This is a genomic window from Salegentibacter salinarum, assembly GCF_900168115.1.
In the GTDB taxonomy this organism is placed as follows: Bacteria; Bacteroidota; Bacteroidia; order Flavobacteriales; family Flavobacteriaceae; genus Salegentibacter; species Salegentibacter salinarum.
Genome location: NZ_FUZC01000022.1, coordinates 1 through 22791, shown reverse-complemented (window position 1 = coordinate 22791; position 22791 = coordinate 1). Strand labels below are relative to the sequence as shown.

Genomic DNA, 22791 nt, shown 5'->3' with positions numbered 1-22791 from the left:
ACGTAAACGGTAGCAATATTATAGCTTCGCAGGGTAGCAGGGATTCGGTGCATATTGAGTAGTCGAAGGGTGGGCGCCTCCTCCATCAACAGGAACGAAGCTTTGGAGTTGCGAACGCTCATTTGTTTGGTAATGGTATGAATAATTGTTGCAATAACCGGGGAATAGGAAGATTCGTATTTGGGGTTGTTTACTACTGAAATCACAGCTGGATTTTCTTTGTTATTAATATTGAGGGGAACTTCGTCTGCAGATAGGGCCATAAATATGCGGCGGGTGCTAATCCGTTTTAAAGCATTGGCCAGGGTACTTTTTACCCCGGCGGTTTGCCGTTCCGCATCCTTTCCACTGATAAAGGCATCGGCCATTGCACGGGAGGTTGTGTTGGTTTTTAAAAATTCAATAAGGCTATTGGTATCCAGGTATTGGTAAATAGCAATAAGGTGTGGAAGACTGCAGTATTCCGGGTAGCTTGTTTTCAGCTTCCAGATAAGCCCTCCAATCAGCCCCTCGGCAGCATCATTAAAAAATTTAGAAGTCCCAAAGCTACCGGACTCCCGTAGCTCCAGAAGATTTTCTACCAGCACCCGGGAAACCTCGTTGACGCTCTCTTCATTTTCCAAATAACGTGGTGCGATGGGATTGACCCGGTGGATAATGGAGTCAAAGGAAACGATCTTAAATGGAATCTCTTTCCCTTTAAAAATCGGGTAAGCCATTTCGGTGAGCTCAAAGTCCTTGTAATCGTGGATAATACCGCAAAAACCTTTCTTTTCGAAGTGTTTGAGAAAACCATACACTACACTTTCGGTTTTTCCGCTTCCTGCAGAACCAATAACGGATGCTCCACGTTTGATATTATCCAGTTTAAAATCCCCTGAACTGGTAGCAAAATGAACAGTGTATTGGGGGTTTTTAGGTCTGCCCTGATCCGGGTCGTGCATAAATACGTAGCCTACAATATTGATAAGCATCAGTGGACATCCCAGGATCAACACCAGAAAAACCAGGCTATAACTACTGGATAGAAAATATAAAATCAATCCCAATAAAAATAGATTTAGTAAAAAAGCATATCGGGTAATTCGGTATAGCCCGTATCCTACCATACTGCACAGAACAACTATTAAGAGTATTATATAAAGTTTGTCTGGTTGCATAGGAAATAATCTAAATTTCAATAGAACTTGATTTTCTGGCTATATCTACACCTTTACGAAGCCCTTTAAAAATCTTTAGGGCAAGCTGGGCTTTATTAATTGGAATAATGGGCACAGAAAATCCCGTTTCTTTCCTCATTTTAAAAGCAAAAATTCTTTCAGGTGTAGGAAGTTTGTTCAGGTTGGCAAAATAACTTTTGGGATCTTTAATAAACTCTTTCCGCCCTTTATAGGTATCAACAAAATTACGCCGGTATCCAAAGGTTTTATCAAAGGTCTTTTCAGCCTTCTCAAAGAATTGATCCCTATTAAAACCTCGTTTAACCAATGTACCATTCATCGTCACCTCCGAAGCTTTATATTTACTCCCGGGAGATAGGCTAAACGAATTGGAGGCATCTTTTCGGCTTACGATAATATGGATATGGCTTTGGTTACCTGCTTTAGGCGTCCCCTGGACGATTCGCTTGCCGTTCTGCTGATGGGGGACCTGCCTTTCCTGTTGCGCTATTTTCTCCTTTATATGGGCTATATTTCCTTGTATTTGTTTCTGCTCAATCTTTCTGACTTCATTTTTTAAGTTTAAAATTTTGGCAGCGTAGGGCTGGTTTTCTTTGACCTGCCAATCGGTACCTTTATAGGTGCGTGTATGTTCGATTATTGCATAGTATTTTATATCGTCAATATTTACGGGACGCCCCTTGATTTCCCGGTTAAAGGATCTCACATAATCTTTCATCAATTCCCTGGTATACCTTTTTAAATCTTTACTGTTATTTTGTAATTTATTTAATTCGTATTTCGAGGGATTTACCGTAATCGAGTAAAATTTTGGTTCTGTCTTTTTGAGTTTTGCGGTATTTCCATCAATTCCTTTGACAACTTCTTCTGCTGGAATCCCCTCGTGATATTGATTAAAAAAGTGCTCCATCTTCTCCTGGACCTTAGCTTCATTTTCTTTCTCGAGGTATTCAACAAAATCAGAAGCACTTTGAGCGAAGTTCTTTCCTAATTTTTGAGGTGTGATTGTGATATACATGGCTCAGAAAATTAGATCTTGTTTTGAGAATTTGATTTTTCCCGAAAACCTACTCTCTCTCTTTCTTCCACTTGGTTCTTTTCCAGAATTAAAGGTTTCTTTTGTGGTTCTTCCATTTCAAACAAGGACTGGATCATAACCACCGTTGGTTTGGTTTGGGTCTTTTCTATATCCCGCATAAGAGCAATGACCGCGTGGATTCTTTTTTTCAGGCTGGCTTCAATAGTCCTTCCCGTCGGTCCGAGTCTCTCCTGAGGAGAAATCTCGTTATAGTAGAAAAAGTCGAGCATAGCGCTCATAGTTTCCGTGTGGGATTTGAAGTGTTCTTTGGAAAACTTTTGAAAACGTTGGGCGGTTTTCTTTTTGAGTCTAATGCTAATAAATGATTCCATAATTCGCCGATTTGTCGCAAATATTTCCCTAAAACCAGAGGCTTTGAAAGCAATTATCGCAAATTGTAGAAATAAAGGATTCAATTATCCCTTTCCTCCCGCACTGCGGGACAAAACCTCATATAATTTGGCTTAAAAGCCCATTGCCAAAAAGCTGGGAAAAATTTCCAGTTATGTTAGTATTCTGATGTGCAGGGCTATCGGCGAAAGTCAAAAAATGGATGCTCCTGCTTAAAATTTAAATGCTGAAGTTCAGCTCTTTAAAGATACATATTTTTTTAAAAATTAAAAAAATAGTACAATAAATATACTATTTTATTTTTACCACTATGTTATAATTTTAAATCAATCGGCGATTTTGATCGGATAGAAGGTCATCCTAAGTATTATGAAATCCAGGGATTTATTTTCCTGCTTTTATTTCCTCTCTATAGTTAATGGCCGAGATTACTTTTGAGGTTTAAGAAATACCGAAAAAATTGAGCCTTTTCCTACTTTACTGGTTACTTCAATTCTACCGCCGCGGTTTTCTACCATTTGTTTAACGATAAAAAGACCCAATCCAGATCCCTCAACCGCACGGTTAATTCTAAAGTATTTATTGAATAAATCTGGAAGATGTTCATCTTCTATTCCGCTACTATTATCTTCAACCTCGAGAAGAATTTCTTCAGAAGTAAGCTTTGTGCGCACCACTATAACCGGGGGCCTACCGGGGCGCCCATATTTTATAGCATTGGAAATAAGGTTAAATAAAATACTCCTGATTTCTTTTCTTGGATATTGAATATTACGAACCTGTAAATCAGATTTTATTATAATTCCTGTTGATTTGATTAAATGTCCCAGGTCGTTCTTAATCTCTTCTAATAAAACAGAGAAATTTATATTATGCATGGTGTTGTTACCCTTAGCTGTTTTCGCAATCAGGGTCATATCATTAACAACTTCCTTAAAGTGCTTCACCGATTTATCTATTAAGCCAAGTATTTCCTGCTGATCTTCTTTTGTGTTTTCTGCCTGTTTTAACAGTGCAATAAGCCCTTCCAGGTTATTTAGGGGAGTTTTAAGGTCGTGCGATGCAGAATAAACAAAATTATCTAGCTCAAGGTTTATTCGACTTAATTCTTCGTAAGATTTATTTAAATCTTGGTTCGAGATTCTAAGCTCTTCTTTAGTTCTTTCCCGTTCTTCCAAGATTTCTTTTTGCCCCTGAATATCGGTACAGGTGCCAAACCATTTTAAAATTTTACCCTTATCATCTTTTAATGGTTGGGCACGGGCTAGGAACCAATTGTAAGTCCCGTCAAACCTTCTCATGCGATATTCTATTTCGTAAGGATTACCGGTATCCAGTGAATGTTGCCATATTTTCCAGGCACGATCATAATCGTCTGGATGAAGAACCAGGGACCAGCCTTTATCTTTAGTTTCTTCATAAGTTAAACCGGTAAAATCGTACCAGCGTTGGTTATAAAAGTCGTGATAACCATCTGGTTTAGTTGCCCAAACCATATGCGGCATAAGATCTATCACAAATTTAAATTCCCTGGCATTTTGCTCTAGAGACATTTTTGAGATACTACTTTCCGATCCGGTGATATTATATGGCATAATATAGGTTAAGATTTGGGTATTGAACCTACCTGGATAGGTTTGTCATAATTTAACAATAGGTAACTACTTCAGAAATAATTTTGAAAGTTTAACTATAAAATGTAAATATTTAACAGGTTGAAGAGTTTTATAGACCGTTTTTAATCTCTTCAAGGTTATTCATTTTTAAGGGTTTGGAAATAAATCCTTTTATAGTAGAATAAATTTCTGCTTTCTCCTGAAAATCTTCAATTGAACTTGAAAGTATATAAATAGTAAATTGATTTTTCAAACTTTCCTCAAATTTCAAAAATTTATCTAGAAATTCCCAACCACTCATTGTAGGCATATTAACATCAAGAAATAATAGAGTTGGCTGCTTCCTGTTTTCTAATCTGTATTCTTCTGCTATAAAACTTAGGGCTTCTTCAGGTACCGAGAAAATTTTTATATCGCCCTCTTTATCAAAACGTTTAATAGTAAACTCACAAATCATATTATTGGTAGAATCGTCGTCCACTACCATATAGCGCTGATTATACATATTCAGAAATATAATTATAGGTTTTCTCTTTAAAGGTAATTATGAATTTTGTGCCCCCATTAACTTCGCTTTCAATTGAAATTTTTCCACCCAGAAGTTCCACCTGGGTTTTGACCAAAAACAAGCCCATCCCCTTACCTTCTACATGGTTATGAAATTTCCTATAAAGACCAAAAACCTGATCTCCTTTCTTTTCTAAATCTATTCCCAGGCCGTTATCTTCAAAAGTTATAAATATAATTCCCTCCTTAATTTTCGAACTTATTTTTATTTGAGGAGGAATATCGAGTTTACGATATTTAATACTGTTAGAAATAAGGTTGTAAAAGATACTATGCAGATAACTTTGTACCGTATGTAGGGTAGATATTTCAAAATAAGTTTTAATCTGAACTTTTTCCTTTTCAATTAAATTTTGGATACTGCTCTTTATACCCGCTACTAAATTATTTAATACTACCGGCTCTTTTTTTGCATCCATTTCAACTTTTACCTGTAAGATCGTATTCAGGTCTGAAATCACAGTATCCAGGCGCTTCACATTATCAAAGAGAGCTTGCAGAAACTTATTCCGCACTTCTTCAGGATAATCTTTTTGATTAATCAAATCTGCGAGTCCAATAATATTAGCCACTGGAGACCGTAAGTTATGTGATACTATAAATGAAAACTGTTCCAGGCCCTTATTCGCTTCTACAAGCTCCTCTGTATAAATTTTGAGATTCTTATTTAGTTCTCTTATTTGTAATTCTGATTCCTTTCTTTCAGTGATATCTCTGAAAAATACTGATAGTCCATTAGGAGATGGATAGGCAGCAACTTCAAGCCACTTTTCTACTCGCTCAAAATAGGCTTCAAAATTTTCTATTGTCTGTTCTTCTACAGCCTTGAAATAATAGGTTTCAAAGTCAGTGCCCAGAGCATCACTAAAAACTTCCCAAAGGTTTCTGCCCATTATCTGATCCCTGGGGCAATTCAACACATCTTCCGCGTGTTTATTCCAGTAGGTCACTATCCAATCATTATCTACCATCCAAAAGGCGTCTCCGATACTTTCAAGAATTTTTTCTTTTTCTTCTGAAGCTTTTAAAGCCTGCATTTCGGACATTTTAAGATTGGTAATATCCTGAAAACTTCCATTTATCCGAACGCATTTTCCATTGATAAAAGTTGGTTGGCCTATTTTTCTAACCCAACGCTCTTCTCCTTCGGTGGTTATTAACTGTAATTCAATATCATATGGAATATTTTCTTCGATCGCTCTTCTATAAGCATTATTCATGGCGGTTCGACTCTCCCCCTCTTTATAGAAATAGATTCCTTTTTCCAATGTAGGCTCATAATCTAAAGGTACCCCGTGAATTTCTTTAGTAACAGCAGACCAATACAAGGTTTCTTTCTCGCAATCTATTTCAAAGCTTCCGATTCGTGCTAATTTGGTGGCTTCATCTAATAACGCTTCCAGCTTCTTTCGCTCTGTTACATCCTGCATAGCTCCCACCATCCTATATGCTTTTCCGTTTTTATCCCGAAGGATAAAGCCTTTTTCAATTACAAAGGCATATGTTCCATCTGCTTTTTTAAACCTGTATTCTTCTTTCCAGCGGTTATCTTTGCCTTTAATTCCGTGGGTAAGACTTTCGGTTATAGTATCCCTTTGGTCAGGGTGAATTTTATCAAAAAATGCCTCAATAGTTGGTGGAAATTTATCCTGTGAATAACCGAAGATGGCATAAAACGCCTTTCCCCATAATAAAAAATTTGAGTTAATATCCCAGTCATAAATTGCATCTGATGTGGCCTTGGATACTAGTTCATAGCGAGTATTACTTTCCTTTAATTCTCTTTCTGCTTTAACCCTGTCGGTGATATCTATACCTACCCCCTGTACTTCAACGGGGTTTCCATCTACGTCTGGAATACAAATAAAATCCCAGAGCGTTATCCTTTCGCCACCATCCTCTTTAAGTTTATCGATTTCCAGCTGAAAGACAACATTAGGATTAGCCACGCATTTTTTAAAAGTGGTCGTAACTTTTTCGTGGTAATGTGGTTTTACGGTGGAAAGTGCGGATTGGTTTACAATTTCATTATTTGTATAAACCCACTCAAAATCCTTTATAAATTTATCATTTACATAAGAATAGTTTCCTTGCATATTTATACGGGTAAGATAATTTGTCTGAGATTGGAGTATCCCACGTTGTCTTGCTTCACTTTGCATAAGTTTTTCCAGGCTGTTTCTTCGTTCCGTAACATCCTGTACAGTTCCTTCAAAAACTGTATTTCCTTCCAGATTTTTAATTACTTTTCCTTTCTCGTGTACCCATTTTATCTTACCACTTGGTAAAATAATCCGATGTTCAAAATCCAACTGCATATTACCTTCAAGGGCCAATTTATTTTTATTAATAAAGTTTTCTAGGTCTTCAGGATGAATCGTTTTTTTAAAAGTGTCAACACTGGGTTGAAAATTCTCCTTATCCCTATCCCAAATATTAAATACTTCATCAGACCAAAAGAATTTATTGTTCTCCAAATTATGAGTCCAATAACCCATTTTTGCAATCTTTTGAGCTGTAATAAGTTTTTCGGTTTTATCTTTTAATTTTTGAAGGGCAATCTCTTTTTCTGTCACATCAAGTAAGATTATTAGCCTACAGTCTTTATGTTGATACTGTAGTCCATAACCAAAAGTTTCTACTATAACTCGCCGTCCATTTTTTTCCAATGTTATATTACGATGGTGAGCAACCTCCCCTTCATTAGATGAAAAGGTGAAAATCTTTTTCTTAAAGTTAGTGATTTCTCCTTCTGGAATAAAATCAAGCAAGGAGACGTTCATAAGCTCCTTACGACTAAAACCATAGTGATCTAATGTTGCTTTATTAACATCAAGGATTTTAAGGGAATCTTTATCATAAATGATATTTGGAAGTGGGTTGTTTTGAAATAATTTACGGTATTCCAACTCGGACGCTTTGAGTTCTTCCTCGGCGCGTTTAGATTCTGAGATATCCCTAATAATCATTGAAGTAAGTTTTTCACCCTTAGCACCTTCAAATATTGCCGAAGACAATGCTGCTAAAAAAATACTTCCGTCTTTTCGCCTCATGTTTAATTCAGCGATTACTTTTCCCGTTTTTTCTCTCTCCCTAATGGCTTCTTCTACCCTCGGATCATTTAGATCAACCAAACCATTTCGACCAATTTCACAAATTTCCTGCTCTGTTCTTTGAAATAGTTTGCATGCTGCATTATTGGCCGCGAAAATTTCTCCATAGGGGTTGGTTAGTAAAATTCCATCCAAACTGCTTTCAAAAAAAGCCCTGTATTTCTCTTCATTTTCTTTTAATGCCTTTTCTGACAGTATCCGATCGGTAATATCATGGGAATTAATGACAATTCCTTCTATTACTGGATCATCAACAAGATTAGTTGCTTTTGTTTCAATCCATCTCCATTCTCCTTTTGCATTTTTAAATCGAAAAGGTGCTATTATTGCTTGATTTTTAAACTTTAATTCTGAAAAATTAGTTATTACTCTTTCTTTATCTTCAGGGTGAATAAAATCAAAAGTCGTTTTGCCAATAAACTCTTCGGGGGTAAATCCAAGTACCGGATAAGAAGTTTCACTTACAAACTTATACTTCCCCTCTGGATCAAGAATACCTATTAGATCAGAACCTTCCTGAACAAGGGCTTTAAATTTTCTTTCGCTTTCTAAAAGGGCCGCTTCGCTTTCTTTTAGTTTTGTTACGTCCTTTGCAATTCCATAAGCACCTCTTATAATTCCATTAGACCTAAAGGGAATTAATGAAATATCTAAAACCATTTCCCTACCTTTCCCGGAAACAAATTTGGCTTCAAATTTTTGATTTTCACCATTTAAGGCATTATTAAATTTCTCTATAATCCTATCCCGATGTTCCGGATCACAGAAAGGTAAAAAGTTCATTTTAATCAATTCCTCCTCCGGTGTTTCAGTAATATCTATTAATCCCTGGTTAAGATTAATAAAATACCCATCCTGGTCCAGGATATACATACCATCGGTATTTCTTTCAATAAATTTTTTGTGCTTTTCTGTTTTGGCGTCTAATTTAACCTGGAGCAAATCACACCTGTTTTTTTCAACAATTTGATTGGTAATATCTTTTACAATATTTAAAATATACCAAGTGTTTTCCACGTCATCAAACACGGGTATATTTTCTACTTCCCAGTACTTGAGCTCATATATTATATTTTGACTATCAAAAAGGTCATACCGAAGAACATCTATCCTGTGAGGTTCCTTACTGATATAGGCGTTATTTAAAGAATCCAGAATATCTTTTAAACCGGAAAAAGTAGGATTTTCAGGAAAAACCTCTTCCACAGTGTTCCCAATTAATTCCTTTTCTGATTTATTTGTAACCTTACAATAGAGGGAATTAGCCTCTTTGATTACATAAAGATTTTTCTTTTTTTCAAACAATAAGCAAGGAAAGGGTAGGTTTCGAAAAACACTCTTATGATAACTCATTAATTTGTTTTTATAATTTTATTTAAATGACTGGAAATATAGCCAAATTTTAAAATGTTTAGGCGTGATTTTTTATCATAATACGAATTTTGACGTATTATTTTTTATTTTACCGATTCCTGTAAAAATGATCTGTAATCTACTTCCTACGCAGCTATTTTAAATACTACTCAGCTTTTTGAATAATTTTCTTAACCAGTTTAAAATTTTAATTTTTTGGAAGAAGAAATCTCCTGTTTTTGGGCTATTTGTACAAAGCACGAGGTAAATCCGGAGAACGCAAATCTGAGGAACCTTCTTTTCATGTGCAGCTTTTCCGCTGTAAATATCAAAAGACAGGTAAGGAATCTATGAACGACCAATAGCTGAAGGTAAAAACAAAAAACTGGCTCTGCCTGTCATTTGCAATTCACCCTACAACTGGCATTCGCTATCGTTAAGTTAGGATTGCCCTATGAGGAAAATTTTGTCTCGAAATTAACTAGGAAACTTGTTTTTTAACTCAATTGTTTGTTGGCAATAGTTACTTATTCCGCTTTTTTTTACAGATAATTATTAGTGGTTAAAAAGGATTTTTCGTCTATCTTTTTAAGATGGTATATAAATTTTATTAAATAAATTTGCCTGTTAATCAAGTATTTATATGAATTTTATTAAATTCAAAAATAAAATAGAACTCTTCACTTTATGAATGAAACTCGAATCTAATGAGGATTTTTTTATACATTCTGGTATTTATCTCCCTTCATACATATGGACAGGAGGTACAAGGTTATTTATATGATTCTAATGGCCGTATTCAAAATAATATTACGCTGGAAAATATAACTCAACAACTGAATTCTACATCTGATGAAAATGGTTTTTTTAAAATAACTGCTAATATTCAGGATACCATAGTTTTTAACTCGATTTTATATGAGGAATATAGACTGGTAATTAATAGGAAGCATTTAGACGATAATATTGTAATTGAATTAAAAAATACCACTCTGGAGGAGGTAAGAATTCTAAATAACAAAAAGATACCTATTGAAAAATTGGATGAAAAATTATATTATTCACTCCGACAGGACATCATAAAAAACCCCACCTTCTATGAGCCTCACAAAGGTAATATTATTTACCTTTTACAGGCAGCCAGGGGTTTATTGATGAGGAAAAAAGAAGTTAGCAAAACGGATGCCCCAATAAGCAAAATGATGAATTTTGATGATTTCAGAATTTTATTCGCAAAGGATGATATCTTGAATAAAAAATTCTTATCGGAGAATCTTTCAATCCCGGAAAGGTATCATCCCTTATTTTTCGAGTTTCTTGTATCAAAGAAAATTGATTCTAATTTATTGCAGGAAAAGAAAAAACTTGATTTAATTGATCTGGTTTATAATGCTGGAAAGGAATATAGAGAAATTAATCAATTATCTAATTAACTGGATTCTTCTTAAAACACCTAACAGAAATTATTAATAATTCTTTTTACATTAAAAAATGAAGTCAGGATGTAAAGCAATAAAATAAATATAATAGTATGTCTATCAAATATTGCATACAGAATAAACATCTTTCAGACCTTAGCTTCAAATCCTGGAAATGAACTCTTTATTGCGACAAGAAACTCTAAATTATTGATAAGGAAACCGAGGGAGAGATTTCGGCATAAGCAACCTAATTGTTGGTAATAATTAATATTAACTACCAGACAAAACTTTATTCTTCAAGCCATACAGGTTGAGTAAACGCCCCGTTAACTGCAGCATCCCACACTTCAAGCCTTACCCATTTTCTATCTTTTAAGTCAACGGTAAACCTGTACTCTTTTTTTCCAAAAGCTTTGGTTTTGGTTAAGTCTATTTTTTCCCTAAAAACCTCTTCCCCATTACCTGATACAATCTCGACAAAATTTAAAGGAAAAGTCCAATCTATTTCTAAAGTGATTTCGGCCTTCCCATTTCGTTGTAAATTCACAGTTTCTCCTGCTCCTTTGCCATCTACATTGAATGCCGGTAACAATACTTCTCCTGTAGAAACAAAGAATTTACCGCTTTCCATAACATCTAGGACACTTTGCCAGCCATCCTCAAACTTAGGGAGTTCCTCTAACTGCAAATAATTAATATTCATATTTCCATATAACTCATAATCAGGTTCAATTTTAAATAAATCTGCCTCAGCTATAACGTGCTTTTTATGACCCCAGTTGGCCATATCATCCATGACATCTAAAACCCTTTTCCCAAGTTTTTTCTGTGAAAGATCAGCCGGCATAGCTTTCCAAGCAGCCCCTAAAAAGCGATCAGACTTAAAAAACTCCTCATCCTTGTATTCGTCCGGATACCCGGTAGAGCCTTTGATTCTGGCGTGTGCTGTCCATGCTAAACCGTTCTCTTCTTCCAATAACCTCAACATTTCTTCTTTATTTCCTACACGATATACTTTACCGTAGTCTGGATGTTCCTCAACAAAAGGTTCATCTTCATCACGGGACATGATCCAGTATACCGGTTCTGGAAAAAGATTCATCCAATGCCCTCCAAAGTGACTGTTAGGTTCTTCGCCTGGAAGCATTAGGAAATCCCCTGTTGAAAGTCTTGCACATTCTTCAAACATTTTATGAAACTCAGGTAATCTTTTGGGACCACGGTCACGTGGATTTCCTGCTAAATGAAACTCTCCCAAATGCATAATATTAACTCCTGCATCACGTAAAGCTTTTACATGTCCCGGAATTTCAGGTAGGGGTTTATGAGTAAGGACATCCATAACATGTTCGGTATGAAAATGACTTGCCATCGTGTAAAATCCTTCCAGCGGTTTATATTCATCGCCATGGGTAAATTTTTTAACCTGATTAAGAACCTTTCCGTCTTTTTCATCACTTATCAAAATGAAGAAATTTAATCGCTGTTTTGTTTCAGGAGGGGCATTAAACCACGGAACATGCCGCCGGTCTCCTAATAACTCGTGTCTTATACCTATTCCAAATTCCGGTACTTTTTTCCTGTATTGTTTACCATACCAGGTAAACTTCAAATTATACGCATTATCAAGCGGGTAAAAATATTGGTGAGGTGGTGGAAATACAGCCAGACTTCCTCCATTTGTTTCCCCGATAATAGTTCTGTATTTTACGGCTAAATTTTCACTTTTTGTCTCTAAATTAACTTTGGAGCTTTGTAAATAATCATCTGTATCTGCCCAAAATACTTCTTCCCATTCGTTTTCAGATCCTGTTAAACCGGCATCATAAATTATAGCTCGTGCATCTTTTTCAGTAGCCATTACTGCTGCAATATTTAATAACGGGCTTCCATTAAACAAGATAATTTCAAGAGAACCGTTAAAATTTCCGGCACTGACTTCGGAAATAAGAATTTTTGTTCGGGAGCCTTCACTAATCACTTGGGCATTTCGTTTATCTAATTTTACAAGATGCGTTTCATAAGGCTTATAGGCTGTTTGATCAAAAAATATATTCCAACCATCCCTTTTCTCTAAATCACGCTCTCCCACCGAGAGCAGAAAAACAGGGTCAAGATTAGTTGCAATTTCTGAAATGCTTTCTTCTTTTATTAGTTCTATCTTATTGAAAAGCGGTTGATTCTGCTCCAAGTTGACATAAATTTTTCCTTTCTCATCTTTTCCCGTAGGCCATGTAATCTCCAAGAAACCTTCTTTGCTAGAAACTGAAGCTTCTCCATTCTTATCGAAACTATTTAGATCGACAGGAATCTGGGCAAACGCCAAAAACGGAAGAAAAAAATAGACAGTGAATATCCAGAACCCCTTTCCTTTAATTTTAAATGAAAACCGACTCAATTTTTTGAAAAAATTCATCATTCTAAAATATTTTTGTAATAATTAATAAATGAGTTAGAACCTGTAAAAATTTTATTAAGCTGTATCAGAAGTTATTTAAATACTACCAATTATTCGCTTCTTCTCCCACGCCCATAACCTGAAAAGCGCTTATTCGCAGTCGAGCTGCTCCCCTAGGGATTAATTCCACAGCTTCTGTAGCCTCATCGCTTGATACAGGACTACCCTGTATCTCACCGGCTAAACCATGTCTATCTATTTTCCTTTTACAGCTTTTTTGGCTTTTACTTTAATTCTACTCAGGCATTTTCTGTGGTAAAAAGAAAATCATTTTCAGTCCATAATCCGGCATCCGCCTGGTTGCTGTAGGCTTTAGCAAAACCCATGCCTTCAGCAGCTAGCTGATCAATATTAGGACTTATGGTTAAAGTATCTCCATAAGTCCCAAGGGTAGGTTTTAAATCATCGACCATAATCAAAAGAACATTCGGTTGTGAACATTCCTGCTGAGCCAATACTCCTGAAATGGAAAGGCCGGTTACCACAAAGAGAACACCTAGTTTAGAAAGCATAGTTTCTATTGTTACAATTTCTTTCGTTTGTTTATTTCCAGTGATCTTCCAATAACTTGATAAAATATCCTCCAATTACACTTCGGGCTTTAAAACCTCTTACATCACCACTCGTTGTCCAGTGCCAGTCACTCATAGGGACTCTGTCAACAGTTTCTATACCAAATTTATAAACGGGATTAGCAAAATATTGAAAAGTCTCCATATCATCAGCTAAAGTGGCTGTCCATAAAATCCAATCAGATTTGGAATAATCACTGCGGTTATCTAATGGAAGTCCATATTCGTTTTGCTTTGTTTTGTAATAAGCAAGCTCTTTTTCAATAACTTCATCAGGAAAGATATCCAGTTCCATTACTTTATCCCAAACCAGATTATATTTCTGGCTCCAGGTATTTTTATCATTAAAAGTAAGCGCATAATGATTCCCTGCATCAGACAATTCCATCCATTCTTTGGCCATAGTTTTTGCCATTTCGGTATATTCCTCAGCAATATCATCTTTCCCTAATTCCTCAGCTAAATAGCCGTAACTAGCTATAGCCATAATAGCTTTAACAGAAAGGTTGGCATTTCTGGCCAAGTGACCGGAAAAATCATCAGTAGATAACTGGTTTTCGGGATCAAGTCCTTTTTCAGCTAGATAATTTGCCCAGGTAGTTAAACTCTCCCAGTGTTTTTCGGCATATTCTGCATTACCTTCAGATTTTGCTATTGCGGCAGTTAGAATAATCATGTTCCCCGCTTCTTCAACAGGCATATCTTCTCCATAGGTTTGACCGGTTGCAATTGGATAGGTGCCTAAGTCATGAGCCGGGAAAGGTTTTTTCCACATCCCGCTTTCGCTATAGTAGAAAATTCCGTTTAGCATTCCTTTCATTAAATCTGGATTATAAATAAGGTATAACGGTGCTGAAGGATAAGTAACATCAACCGTGTTGATTGACCCATTACTGTTATTTTCTTTAGATAAGAAAAGGATTTCACCCTGCGGACTTTCAACTACTTTATGGGCAGCGATACTCTGACGATAAGCGATTTCAAGTAAATTTGCATAAGCTTCCCCTCCCGATTCTACACCATCTGCGTATAATTCTTCATCAAATTCTTTACATTCTTCATTTATATTATTGTAATCCTGGTAAGCTTCTTCCAGTTCGTTCTGAATAGTATTATTTCCATCTTTATTCCAATACGGACGTAGTTTTTCACCAAAATAGTTTATGGAATATTCGTCATCATATCCTAAAAGTATTAAATGCTCTTTTTCTGAATCGATTTCTTCTTTTGGAAAAACAGTGGTTAACATCAGGTTTCTTCCACTCTGCACACTGTGCCCTGATTTTCCTTCCAAGAAGTTGCTTTTAGCATCTTTAACTGAAGTAACCGACTGATGGGCGCTGGCATTATTTGGAACCGCTATGTACATATACCCCCAGTCAATTCTTAAATCATCTCCTCTCTTCTCTAGAACGGGTTGCGATTTGGTACCCGCTTTAAGAAATGATAAACCATTAGTAGCAGATTTCTCTGAAGATAACTCCTGTGAATTTTCGTTTACTGCAATTGAAGACGATGCTCCAAAATACACCTGAACTTCGTGAGAATTTCCATCATTAGGCGTGGTTTTAGCCGAAATATAGGATACAGGTCGGGTTAATATATCAAGGTCGTCCATTAACAAAGGAGAAGTAAAAGTAAGATCAATATCTACTCCGCCACAAGTGAGTTTATAAATTGTTTGAGTCGCGTTAAATTCTACTGATTTTTGCTCGGCAACCTGCGTGGTATGTTTGTCTTTAATTTCTTCAGCCAGACCAAAATCCAACCATTGGCCTCCGGCCGTGTTTTTAATATGAATAGCCAGAATGTTATCTTCCTTCTTTAAATTTTTAAAAGCTGAAGCCGGGATTTCGTGATATTCAAACTTATGTGTCCAGCCGTTGCGCTCATAAATCTTTGCCCCGTTTAGATAAACATTAATATTGTCATCGTGACGTAATTTTAAAAAGAGCTTTTCCAGATCGGCAGCTTCCAAATCGAATTTTCTTCGTAACCAAAGGTCTTCACTTTCCCAGGATGATGTGGCATCTTCACTTTGGTTTCCATATGGCGCTTTTGCAGATTTCCAGGAAGAATCATCAAAACCTGTTTCGTGCCAGCCTTTTTCAGGCTTTTCTTCTGTAATCTGAGCAGTAAATCCTTCCTCCGAAGCAGGTAAAACCGAGTTAAACGTTTTAGCTTCATTGCCCAAAAAACGATAGATAGTTCCATCTACATTAATGTAACCCACCAGGTAATGATCGGTTCCTGTCCAGTGTTTTGTAGGTTGCTCATTAATTTTATCGGTAAAAGACCAAATACTTAAATAAGGATCATGAGTTACCAAAGGATAAGCAGGAGCTTGCCGCTCCTGGGCATTTAAAAAGAAACTAAAGCATAAGAAGCTGAATAAGATAAAATTTTTCATAGCAGGCTTAATGTTCATTATTGATTGGTTATTTTTTTTAAAATTTTATTTGTAATTAACTTCGAAAAAGGCCAATTCTGCACATTCGTTTTTGAGCCAAAATGAATTAATCCCGGCCTGGGATTTCTATCCCAAGCAAAAATTGTCCGTCGTAAAACTCATTGTTTTTTTATTATAAAATTTTAAATACTTATTAAAAAATAACTAAATCGTTATAGTTCGATAAATGTAAATATTAATCTTATTTTTCATTTACCAAAATTTATGTGAATATTTTTCTAATTTCTTGTTAAAACAACTGTTTCTATAAGCAAGCCATTATTACGGGTTACTGTTGTGGCCAAGGTATGCCTGCCCATATGAAAGGTCAGTTTTTTTATTCCACCAACCAGTCCAACTTCTTTTAAAAACACATTAAGCTTCTTATTGGTCAGGCAGGGCAAAAGTGTCTCGGTAACTTTGGTAATCGGGTGAGCTTGGTATTTTTCAAGGATTTGTAAAGCAGTATCCAAGAGTGGTACCTCAACCGCAGTATGGGTCTTCTGGCGATTGTAAATAATCCATTGATCACCATCCGTTCCCAAAACATTATTGTTTTTCGTTAACTTTATTAGATCAGTATAACTAATTTCTGTATAGCTACTAAAGACAAACATATCCCGAACATGGTCCAACCGGTCTATAGGCATAACTGCTTTTCTAAGTTTGATAATTTTATCTCTGACAAAAATTCCCGGTCGTTTTTCTCAAAAGTGGTTTTCCACCTTCGGAAAGGATCTTTATCAAGCCATTCCAGGTTGTAACCTAAAGGGATAATTTCCCGCAGTCGCTGAATATGCTTCATCACAGTATTATGACTCATGGCTATATGATGATCTTTAGGAAAGTCACTTATATACCCATAGTTGAGTTTGCTTAAATATACATCAGTAGTCTTTAGTTTCCTACTGAGGAATTTATTTACATAACTTTCGGTAACACCAAAATTTGGAATAGAGCCTTTAGCCAGGGTATTTTCTATTTTACCGCGATGGTAAGTAAGGAGTTCCTGAAGACTTTTTTGATTTCCTGCTCTTCACCTAAATATCTGAATTTTACTAAATCGGAGGTTATGGCCTCACCTTCATATTTCAGGTCCTGGTAAATTTGGAATAATCGACCATTGGTCTAGTCGAGAAAGTCATTGATGTCTTTAAACTTAGAAGAATTTCCGTTAAGTCGTCTGGTCTTCGAATTCCAAAGATCTCCGGGAACCTTAGGTTTTAAACTAATGTTCAGCCTTTTTTTGTTTATGGTCATACGAACATAAATCAGACATTGATCGTTTGTTGCTATTTCCTGGTTGATTCAGAAAATAACAGAACAAGTTTTTGAAGAGCGCATAGTAGTTCGTCTTTAAATTAATAATTCAGTTCAGACGAAAGTCAATCCAGGTATACCTTATTCTTTCCAAAATACACCTTTAGGTGTACTCTTTATTTCAGAGGTGTATTCCAACGAACAAAAGATATGATCCTCTAAAAACTTCAAAACCACGCAAATCTTAGGATTAGCGTGGTTTTGAAGTTTTCTTAATTTTAAAAGTGATCCCAACGGTACAAAACTCGAACCACTTATTGGATGATTTAAAGCTTCTGGCTAATATGTTGGCTGCGTAATCCTTTAATGGTTTTTTAAAATGAACGTTTTAGCCAAAATCGGGAATTTACCACTGTTTACCGTTCGTATTACCTCTTTATTGCTCCCTTGGTTTTCATTATTAAGGATTTAGCAATTTCAAACTTTTCTGATACTGACGGAGGTTTGATTCGAGTCTAATTTTAGTATGCTTTTTTATAATATGGATATTTATTTTTTTCTTATACTGTTTAAATACTCCTCAGCTGTCATTATCGGAATTAATGATTTTTTGAAATCTTTACCGTTTCTAGTAATTATGATTTCACAATTAGATTCAACAGCACTAAAATATTGAAGGGAATCTTCAAAATCCTTAAAGTCCGAGTTCAATCCTTTTTCAATTGTATGACCATCCAATTTGCAAATTTCACTTATGATTTTAAACTTTCGAAGCTTTTCTTTCGCTATTTCTGGTGTTTCAATTTTGGCAAGAAAGTAATTAACCGTTGCAAATGAAATAGGAGAAACGACCATTTTTATTTTTCCCTTGTCAGCTAATGTTGCTAATTTTGCAATCGCCTCATAAAAAGGTGGTCTTTCGCCAAGAAAATCGAGCATTATATTTGTATCAAGAAAAAGTCTTTTTTTCATTTGTATTTCTCCATTAAGTAATCGGAATATTCTTTTTTGTAATCTACATCAGCAGGAATGCTTGTTCCTGTAGAAATACTTTTTACAAAAGGGGAAATTTCAAAGTCGTCCTTTTTACTATCTGTTGTTAATGACTGAAGATAAAATTCAACGATGCGAGATAAGCTCAACTTTTTCTCAGAAGCATATTTTTTTGCTTTCTCAATAACTTCCTGATTAAGTTTTAAAGTTAGTTTTGTATCCATCACATATTTATTTATACGTACAAATTTAACTAAATAATCCGTATTTTTAAATTTTTTCTATGCGTATTTTCTAATGGAATAAAAAAATGTTTTTTAAACAAGGTTTTAAAATGAGCGATAAAATATATCCCCATTACCTAAATATATTTGTTAGTTTTAAAACCCATTATGGCCGTATAAGCAGACTGATTAAAATCTATCAGGCTATCAACGAAACCAAAAACTGTGTTTACAATCATTCCCATACCCATAAAAAAGCAAAGAAGTACTAGGATTTCAAATAAGTGGATGTCACGCTTTCTGAAAAATAGTTTTTTCCACACTGCTATAAAAATAGCCATGATAATATTCGCATAGTTTAATCAGAAAGGAGATGGAATTTCATCCGAAGTGGTCCTCAAGGAAACAATTGACAATTATTTTAATTCAATTTATTTCAAATTAAAGGATAGCAATAACCGCATTGATGCCCAACAACTTGTGCCCTCAATAGCAAAAATTTTTCTTTTATATTTAAGTTTCTAGTGGTTATGGGGAGTAGGTTACAGTGAATCTAAACCTAACAAAAAATTAATGTTTCCCATGAGAGAAATTCAGTTAGTTCATCTTAATTTTAGTAGCAGGAGATTCCCAAATGCATTCATTAAGAATAGAAAGTACTCTGATGGCATAGGATACCAAGATAATATTACAAAAATATTTATCATAAATCAAATTATACGGTATCTTAGGATACTGGTTATAACAATTTAAGTTTCATGCGATTTATATTATTACTGATTTTTTCGTTGATTCTTTTTTCATGCTCAAATGAAAAAGCAGAATGGACGAACCTGCTAGACGAAAATCTCTCTCAATGGGATAATTATTTAAGCTATCACCATAAAGATGGTTATAATGGTGAAGAGCCCAAGGATCTACAGGGCAATTTAATAGAACCTATTGGTGCCAATAAAGATCAATTCGGGGTATTTTCTGTATTGGAGGAGAACGAGGAACAAATACTAAAGGTAAGTGGCGAGATTTACGGTTGTGTCTCTACCAAAACGGAATACGAAAATTATCATTTTAGGCTTAAAGTAAAATGGGGTAACAATTTATATCCGCCAAGGGAAAAACTACTCAAGGACTCAGGCATACTCTATCATTCTATCGGGCCAAATGGAGCAGATTATTGGCGGTCATGGATGTTATCTCAGGAGTTTCAAATTATGCAAGGCCATATGGGTGATTACTGGTCACAAGCTAACTCTGCTATTGATATTCGTACCTATCCTTCTGAAGGCATCATGAGTCCTGTTGCGGATAATAACCAGGCTTTTTTACCTATTGGTGAAGGAGAAGTACTTGATGGTTATGTTATGCGGAGTGTAAATCATGAAAAACCTCAGGGCGAATGGAACACACTTGAGCTGATTTGTTTTGAAGACAAAAGCATACATATTGTAAATGGGGAAGTAGTGATGGTTCTTAAGAATTCTAGGTATGTAAAGGAGGGGGAAAAGATTCCTTTGACCAAAGGTAAAATTCAACTTCAAAGTGAAGCCGCCGAAGTATTTTACAAAGATATTCAAATTAAACCGCTAACAAGCCTTCCTGAAATATACGGCAAATATTATAACTAATTTGAGTTTCCTGGTTAAACTTTCTCTTGGTTCTGGTACACATAATTTTTTAGTAGAAGTTTGAATTTTGTTGATTGGTCAAATTTAAAGGTGAAGGGGCTTATAGTTTGTTAAATGTACAAACTAGTTATTATACCACTGTTGGTGGGGATGTAATGAGAAGTTTATACAATCTGGATTCTAGTTCATCTTCGGAAATTACGATAACCGAATACGATGCTGAACAAAATATGATAAAAGGAAACTTTGAAGTAACACTGCTTCAGGATTGGAGTAATCCTGAAAATGATATTACCTATTAAGTTTCAATAATGGTCCGTTAAAAGGATCTATTCCAAATTAAAAATGAAAAGCTAAAAGCCGGTATATTGAATGAATCCGAAAAGATTTTTCTAACTGGTTTAGAAAAATCTTTTCAGAATTACAGCATCTTGACTCGAACAGTAAAACCCAAATGCGTATAAAGGTAAGCCACTGGAAAATCAAATTAAATTATTCCCCAAAATCTAAAAAACCACGCAAATCCTAAGATTTGCATGGTTTTAACAAGATATGTTGATCTTAAAAGTGACCCCGGCAGGATTCAAACCTGACTTGCGAATCTTAGTCTTGAAAGCAGTTCCTGCGATTAAAAAAATTCAAGGTAACCTTTTAGGTATCTTTAATTTTGAACTTATTTATGATATTTTGACTTCACGTTTATAAAAATACAAATTTTATTGAGCATAGAGTTTGGATTCGAGAACAAATTAAGCATTGTATTTAGTGTTGGCAAACGTGGTACTTTTAATTCCTTCCAAACTTTGACGTAGATTGGGAATTAGCCGGAGAAAAAGCGGGTACTTAGTTTACTTCTATTTCATATTTTCTTGCTTTTCCTCAGTATTGGCTAAAACGATTATATATTCTCCTGGATCTAATGCTAAATACATTTCCTCCTGCCGATTCTTAACCTCTATAATATCAACCGGTATGGCCCTTTGGTAATCTTCTTCTTTTTTAAAGGCTAAAACCATCAAGGGAAAAGAAAGATCAATGTCTGCTATGGCCGGTGCTACAGGCTTAGCCTTTCCTTCAAATAGCCACCCTGGTCTTCCTTTATCATAGGATGTTTTAGGTTGTACAATAGCTATATCTGTCCATCTATCATTTATCCGGTTTTTAACAGCTTCACCATTTTCATTAACCAAAACACTTGGAGTTCTAACTTTATAGGTACGGCTAAGAGGAGAATAGAAATTGGGATTACTTTTTTCGCTGTGTGCAACTTGATCTATGGTTAAAGGGTCAATACCGGTGTACTCCTTTAATCTTTCAGCCAAAGCTTTCATGCCCGATGGAAATACTCCCTCCATTACATGCCCAAAACCGCAGTGAATTAGAAATTTCGCATCTGGATTTTGATCAATTATTTTCTTAATATTCTTAGCTTGCTCTATTTCTCTCTCGTCATGATTCACACCAGTGGTATCTTCATAAGGAAAAACGTTGTAGCCCATTTTTAATGCCTTTCTGAGCATACTGCCAAAGGTGGGATCACGGGTGTAAAAACCTGATGCTTGAATGGGATAGTTACGAGTATTTAGATGAGGGTCTTTCTTTAGCCCATTTTCCAAAGTTTCCAAACCAAGATACCTAAAATCATTTTGATAGAATACTTCTAGTAAAGAGCTTGTAAAATGGCGATGAAAAGAATTATGATGAGCCTCATTTATAATTACGATTTGATGACTTTTTATCTTTTTGACAAGATATTTTTTAGCATCCACTACCTTGTAGTTCTTATGGAGGGAATCGATCTCTTGTTGAGAAAATTCTTGAAAATCCGGTTGCCTGGCAAGATCCCATTGTGACAGGGCATTTTTGTAATCTCCCTGAAAAGCGAATTCCCAGGCGGCATATTGGTGTTCTCCAAATCTTTTACCCTCCTTAGCTTCCTTCAAAATTTCTTCACTAAATTTATAAGTATTATCAAATTCAATTGGTTTATACTTACTCCCTTCGGAACAAGAACCAATAAATGTACAGAGGAGAAACAAAAAAAATATTTTTTTCATTAATATGATTATTGTTTGTTCAAATTGAATGGTTATCAGCTTTCATGTTTGCCAACGTCTCGTATAAAAATAGTGCAAGAGGGCGAGCGTGATTGTCCGCAGGACAATCCGCTATGCAAGCGATCAGGAAGTTTCGATTTGGCACAGGTTTAAACATTGTTTTTAGCATCGATGAAAAAGCAGTAAATCAAGTATCTTAAATAAAAAAAACGATAAGATATGGACACTCAATCTACTGCTTCAATTCCAAAGTTATACGTTGGTATTGATATTCACAAGAGAAGCTGGAAAATACATTGCAGCACCGATCTTTTTGCAGGTAAATCCTTTTCCATGCCACCTGTTCCTGAACAATTGTTTCAGTATGTGAACAAACATTTTCACGGGTACGAAGTTTCCACGGCTTATGAAGCTGGATGTTGTGGCTACTATGCCCATCGTTCTTTTGAAAGCTACGGCTGGAAATCTTTAGT

Annotated in this window: 17 protein-coding genes and 2 pseudogenes; 4 read left to right on the top strand and 15 right to left on the bottom strand. The window is 35.4% G+C overall.

Going from position 1 to position 22791, the window contains the following annotated elements; all coding sequences use genetic code 11:
- From B5X53_RS17525 to B5X53_RS17500, 6 genes are all read right to left on the bottom strand, one after another.
- On the bottom strand, positions 1–1160 hold a 1160-nt coding region (locus B5X53_RS17525; RefSeq protein WP_079714553.1), incomplete at its 3' end, for a type IV secretory system conjugative DNA transfer family protein.
- 10 nt (positions 1161–1170) lie between these two features.
- Positions 1171–2199: a MobB family relaxase gene (mobB, locus tag B5X53_RS17520; protein WP_079714521.1), complete on the bottom strand. Its 1029-nt coding sequence runs from the start codon at positions 2197–2199 to the stop codon at positions 1171–1173.
- An 11-nt stretch (positions 2200–2210) separates the two neighbouring features.
- On the bottom strand, positions 2211–2591 hold the full coding sequence (locus B5X53_RS17515) for a BfmA/BtgA family mobilization protein (RefSeq protein ID WP_079714552.1): 381 nt from the start codon (positions 2589–2591) through the stop codon (positions 2211–2213).
- 447 nt (positions 2592–3038) lie between these two features.
- Positions 3039–4205, bottom strand: a complete 1167-nt coding sequence (locus B5X53_RS17510; protein ID WP_079714520.1) for a sensor histidine kinase — start codon at positions 4203–4205, stop codon at positions 3039–3041.
- A gap of 130 nt (positions 4206–4335) precedes the next feature.
- Positions 4336–4731 carry a response regulator gene (locus B5X53_RS17505; RefSeq protein WP_079714519.1) on the bottom strand — a complete coding sequence of 132 codons (396 nt, stop codon included), beginning with the start codon at positions 4729–4731 and terminating at the stop codon, positions 4336–4338.
- A complete protein-coding gene (locus B5X53_RS17500; protein ID WP_079714518.1) occupies positions 4724–9259 on the bottom strand; it encodes a PAS domain S-box protein in 4536 nt (1511 codons plus the stop codon). Before B5X53_RS17500 ends, B5X53_RS17505 begins: the two co-directional genes overlap by 8 nt.
- A 707-nt stretch (positions 9260–9966) precedes the next feature.
- Between B5X53_RS17500 and B5X53_RS17495 the strand changes: the two genes are divergently transcribed.
- A complete protein-coding gene (locus B5X53_RS17495) occupies positions 9967–10692 on the top strand; it encodes a hypothetical protein (protein WP_079714517.1) in 726 nt (241 codons plus the stop codon).
- Between the two features lie 277 nt (positions 10693–10969).
- Here the strand turns inward: B5X53_RS17495 and B5X53_RS17490 are convergent, their stop codons facing one another.
- The 8 genes and pseudogenes from B5X53_RS17490 to B5X53_RS17455 form a co-directional block, all read right to left on the bottom strand.
- On the bottom strand, positions 10970–13099 hold the full coding sequence (locus B5X53_RS17490) for a CehA/McbA family metallohydrolase domain-containing protein (protein ID WP_198550723.1): 2130 nt from the start codon (positions 13097–13099) through the stop codon (positions 10970–10972).
- Between the two features lie 278 nt (positions 13100–13377).
- Positions 13378–13650 (bottom strand): sulfatase-like hydrolase/transferase, encoded by a 273-nt coding sequence (locus tag B5X53_RS17485; RefSeq protein ID WP_143533279.1) that lies wholly within the window; start codon positions 13648–13650, stop codon positions 13378–13380.
- A 31-nt stretch (positions 13651–13681) separates the two neighbouring features.
- A complete protein-coding gene (locus B5X53_RS17480) occupies positions 13682–16120 on the bottom strand; it encodes a glutaminase family protein (protein WP_079714550.1) in 2439 nt (812 codons plus the stop codon).
- A 278-nt stretch (positions 16121–16398) separates the two neighbouring features.
- A complete protein-coding gene (locus B5X53_RS17475; protein ID WP_079714515.1) occupies positions 16399–16809 on the bottom strand; it encodes a site-specific integrase in 411 nt (136 codons plus the stop codon).
- Positions 16800–17156, bottom strand: a pseudogene (locus B5X53_RS19085) (phage integrase SAM-like domain-containing protein); the annotation flags it as partial. The gene B5X53_RS17475 and the pseudogene B5X53_RS19085, both read right to left, overlap by 10 nt.
- Before the next feature lie 131 nt (positions 17157–17287).
- Positions 17288–17455 (bottom strand): Arm DNA-binding domain-containing protein, encoded by a 168-nt coding sequence (locus tag B5X53_RS19690; protein ID WP_394341608.1) that lies wholly within the window; start codon positions 17453–17455, stop codon positions 17288–17290.
- Between the two features lie 513 nt (positions 17456–17968).
- A complete protein-coding gene (locus B5X53_RS17460) occupies positions 17969–18391 on the bottom strand; it encodes a type II toxin-antitoxin system VapC family toxin (protein ID WP_079714512.1) in 423 nt (140 codons plus the stop codon).
- Positions 18388–18636 carry a DUF6364 family protein gene (locus tag B5X53_RS17455; protein ID WP_079714511.1) on the bottom strand — a complete coding sequence of 83 codons (249 nt, stop codon included), beginning with the start codon at positions 18634–18636 and terminating at the stop codon, positions 18388–18390. The genes B5X53_RS17460 and B5X53_RS17455 overlap by 4 nt, the downstream gene beginning before the upstream one ends.
- Positions 18637–19394: 758 nt before the next feature.
- Between B5X53_RS17455 and B5X53_RS17445 the strand changes: the two genes are divergently transcribed.
- On the top strand, positions 19395–20261 hold the full coding sequence (locus B5X53_RS17445) for a 3-keto-disaccharide hydrolase (protein ID WP_079714509.1): 867 nt from the start codon (positions 19395–19397) through the stop codon (positions 20259–20261).
- Between the two features lie 74 nt (positions 20262–20335).
- Positions 20336–20563 (top strand): hypothetical protein, encoded by a 228-nt coding sequence (locus B5X53_RS17440; RefSeq protein ID WP_079714508.1) that lies wholly within the window; start codon positions 20336–20338, stop codon positions 20561–20563.
- A 552-nt stretch (positions 20564–21115) separates the two neighbouring features.
- On the opposite strand, the gene B5X53_RS17435 is transcribed toward B5X53_RS17440, so the two are convergent.
- Positions 21116–22318: a hypothetical protein gene (locus tag B5X53_RS17435; protein WP_079714507.1), complete on the bottom strand. Its 1203-nt coding sequence runs from the start codon at positions 22316–22318 to the stop codon at positions 21116–21118.
- A 219-nt stretch (positions 22319–22537) separates the two neighbouring features.
- On the opposite strand from B5X53_RS17435, the pseudogene B5X53_RS18935 reads away from it, so the two are divergent.
- Positions 22538–22791, top strand: a pseudogene (locus B5X53_RS18935) (IS110 family transposase); the annotation flags it as partial.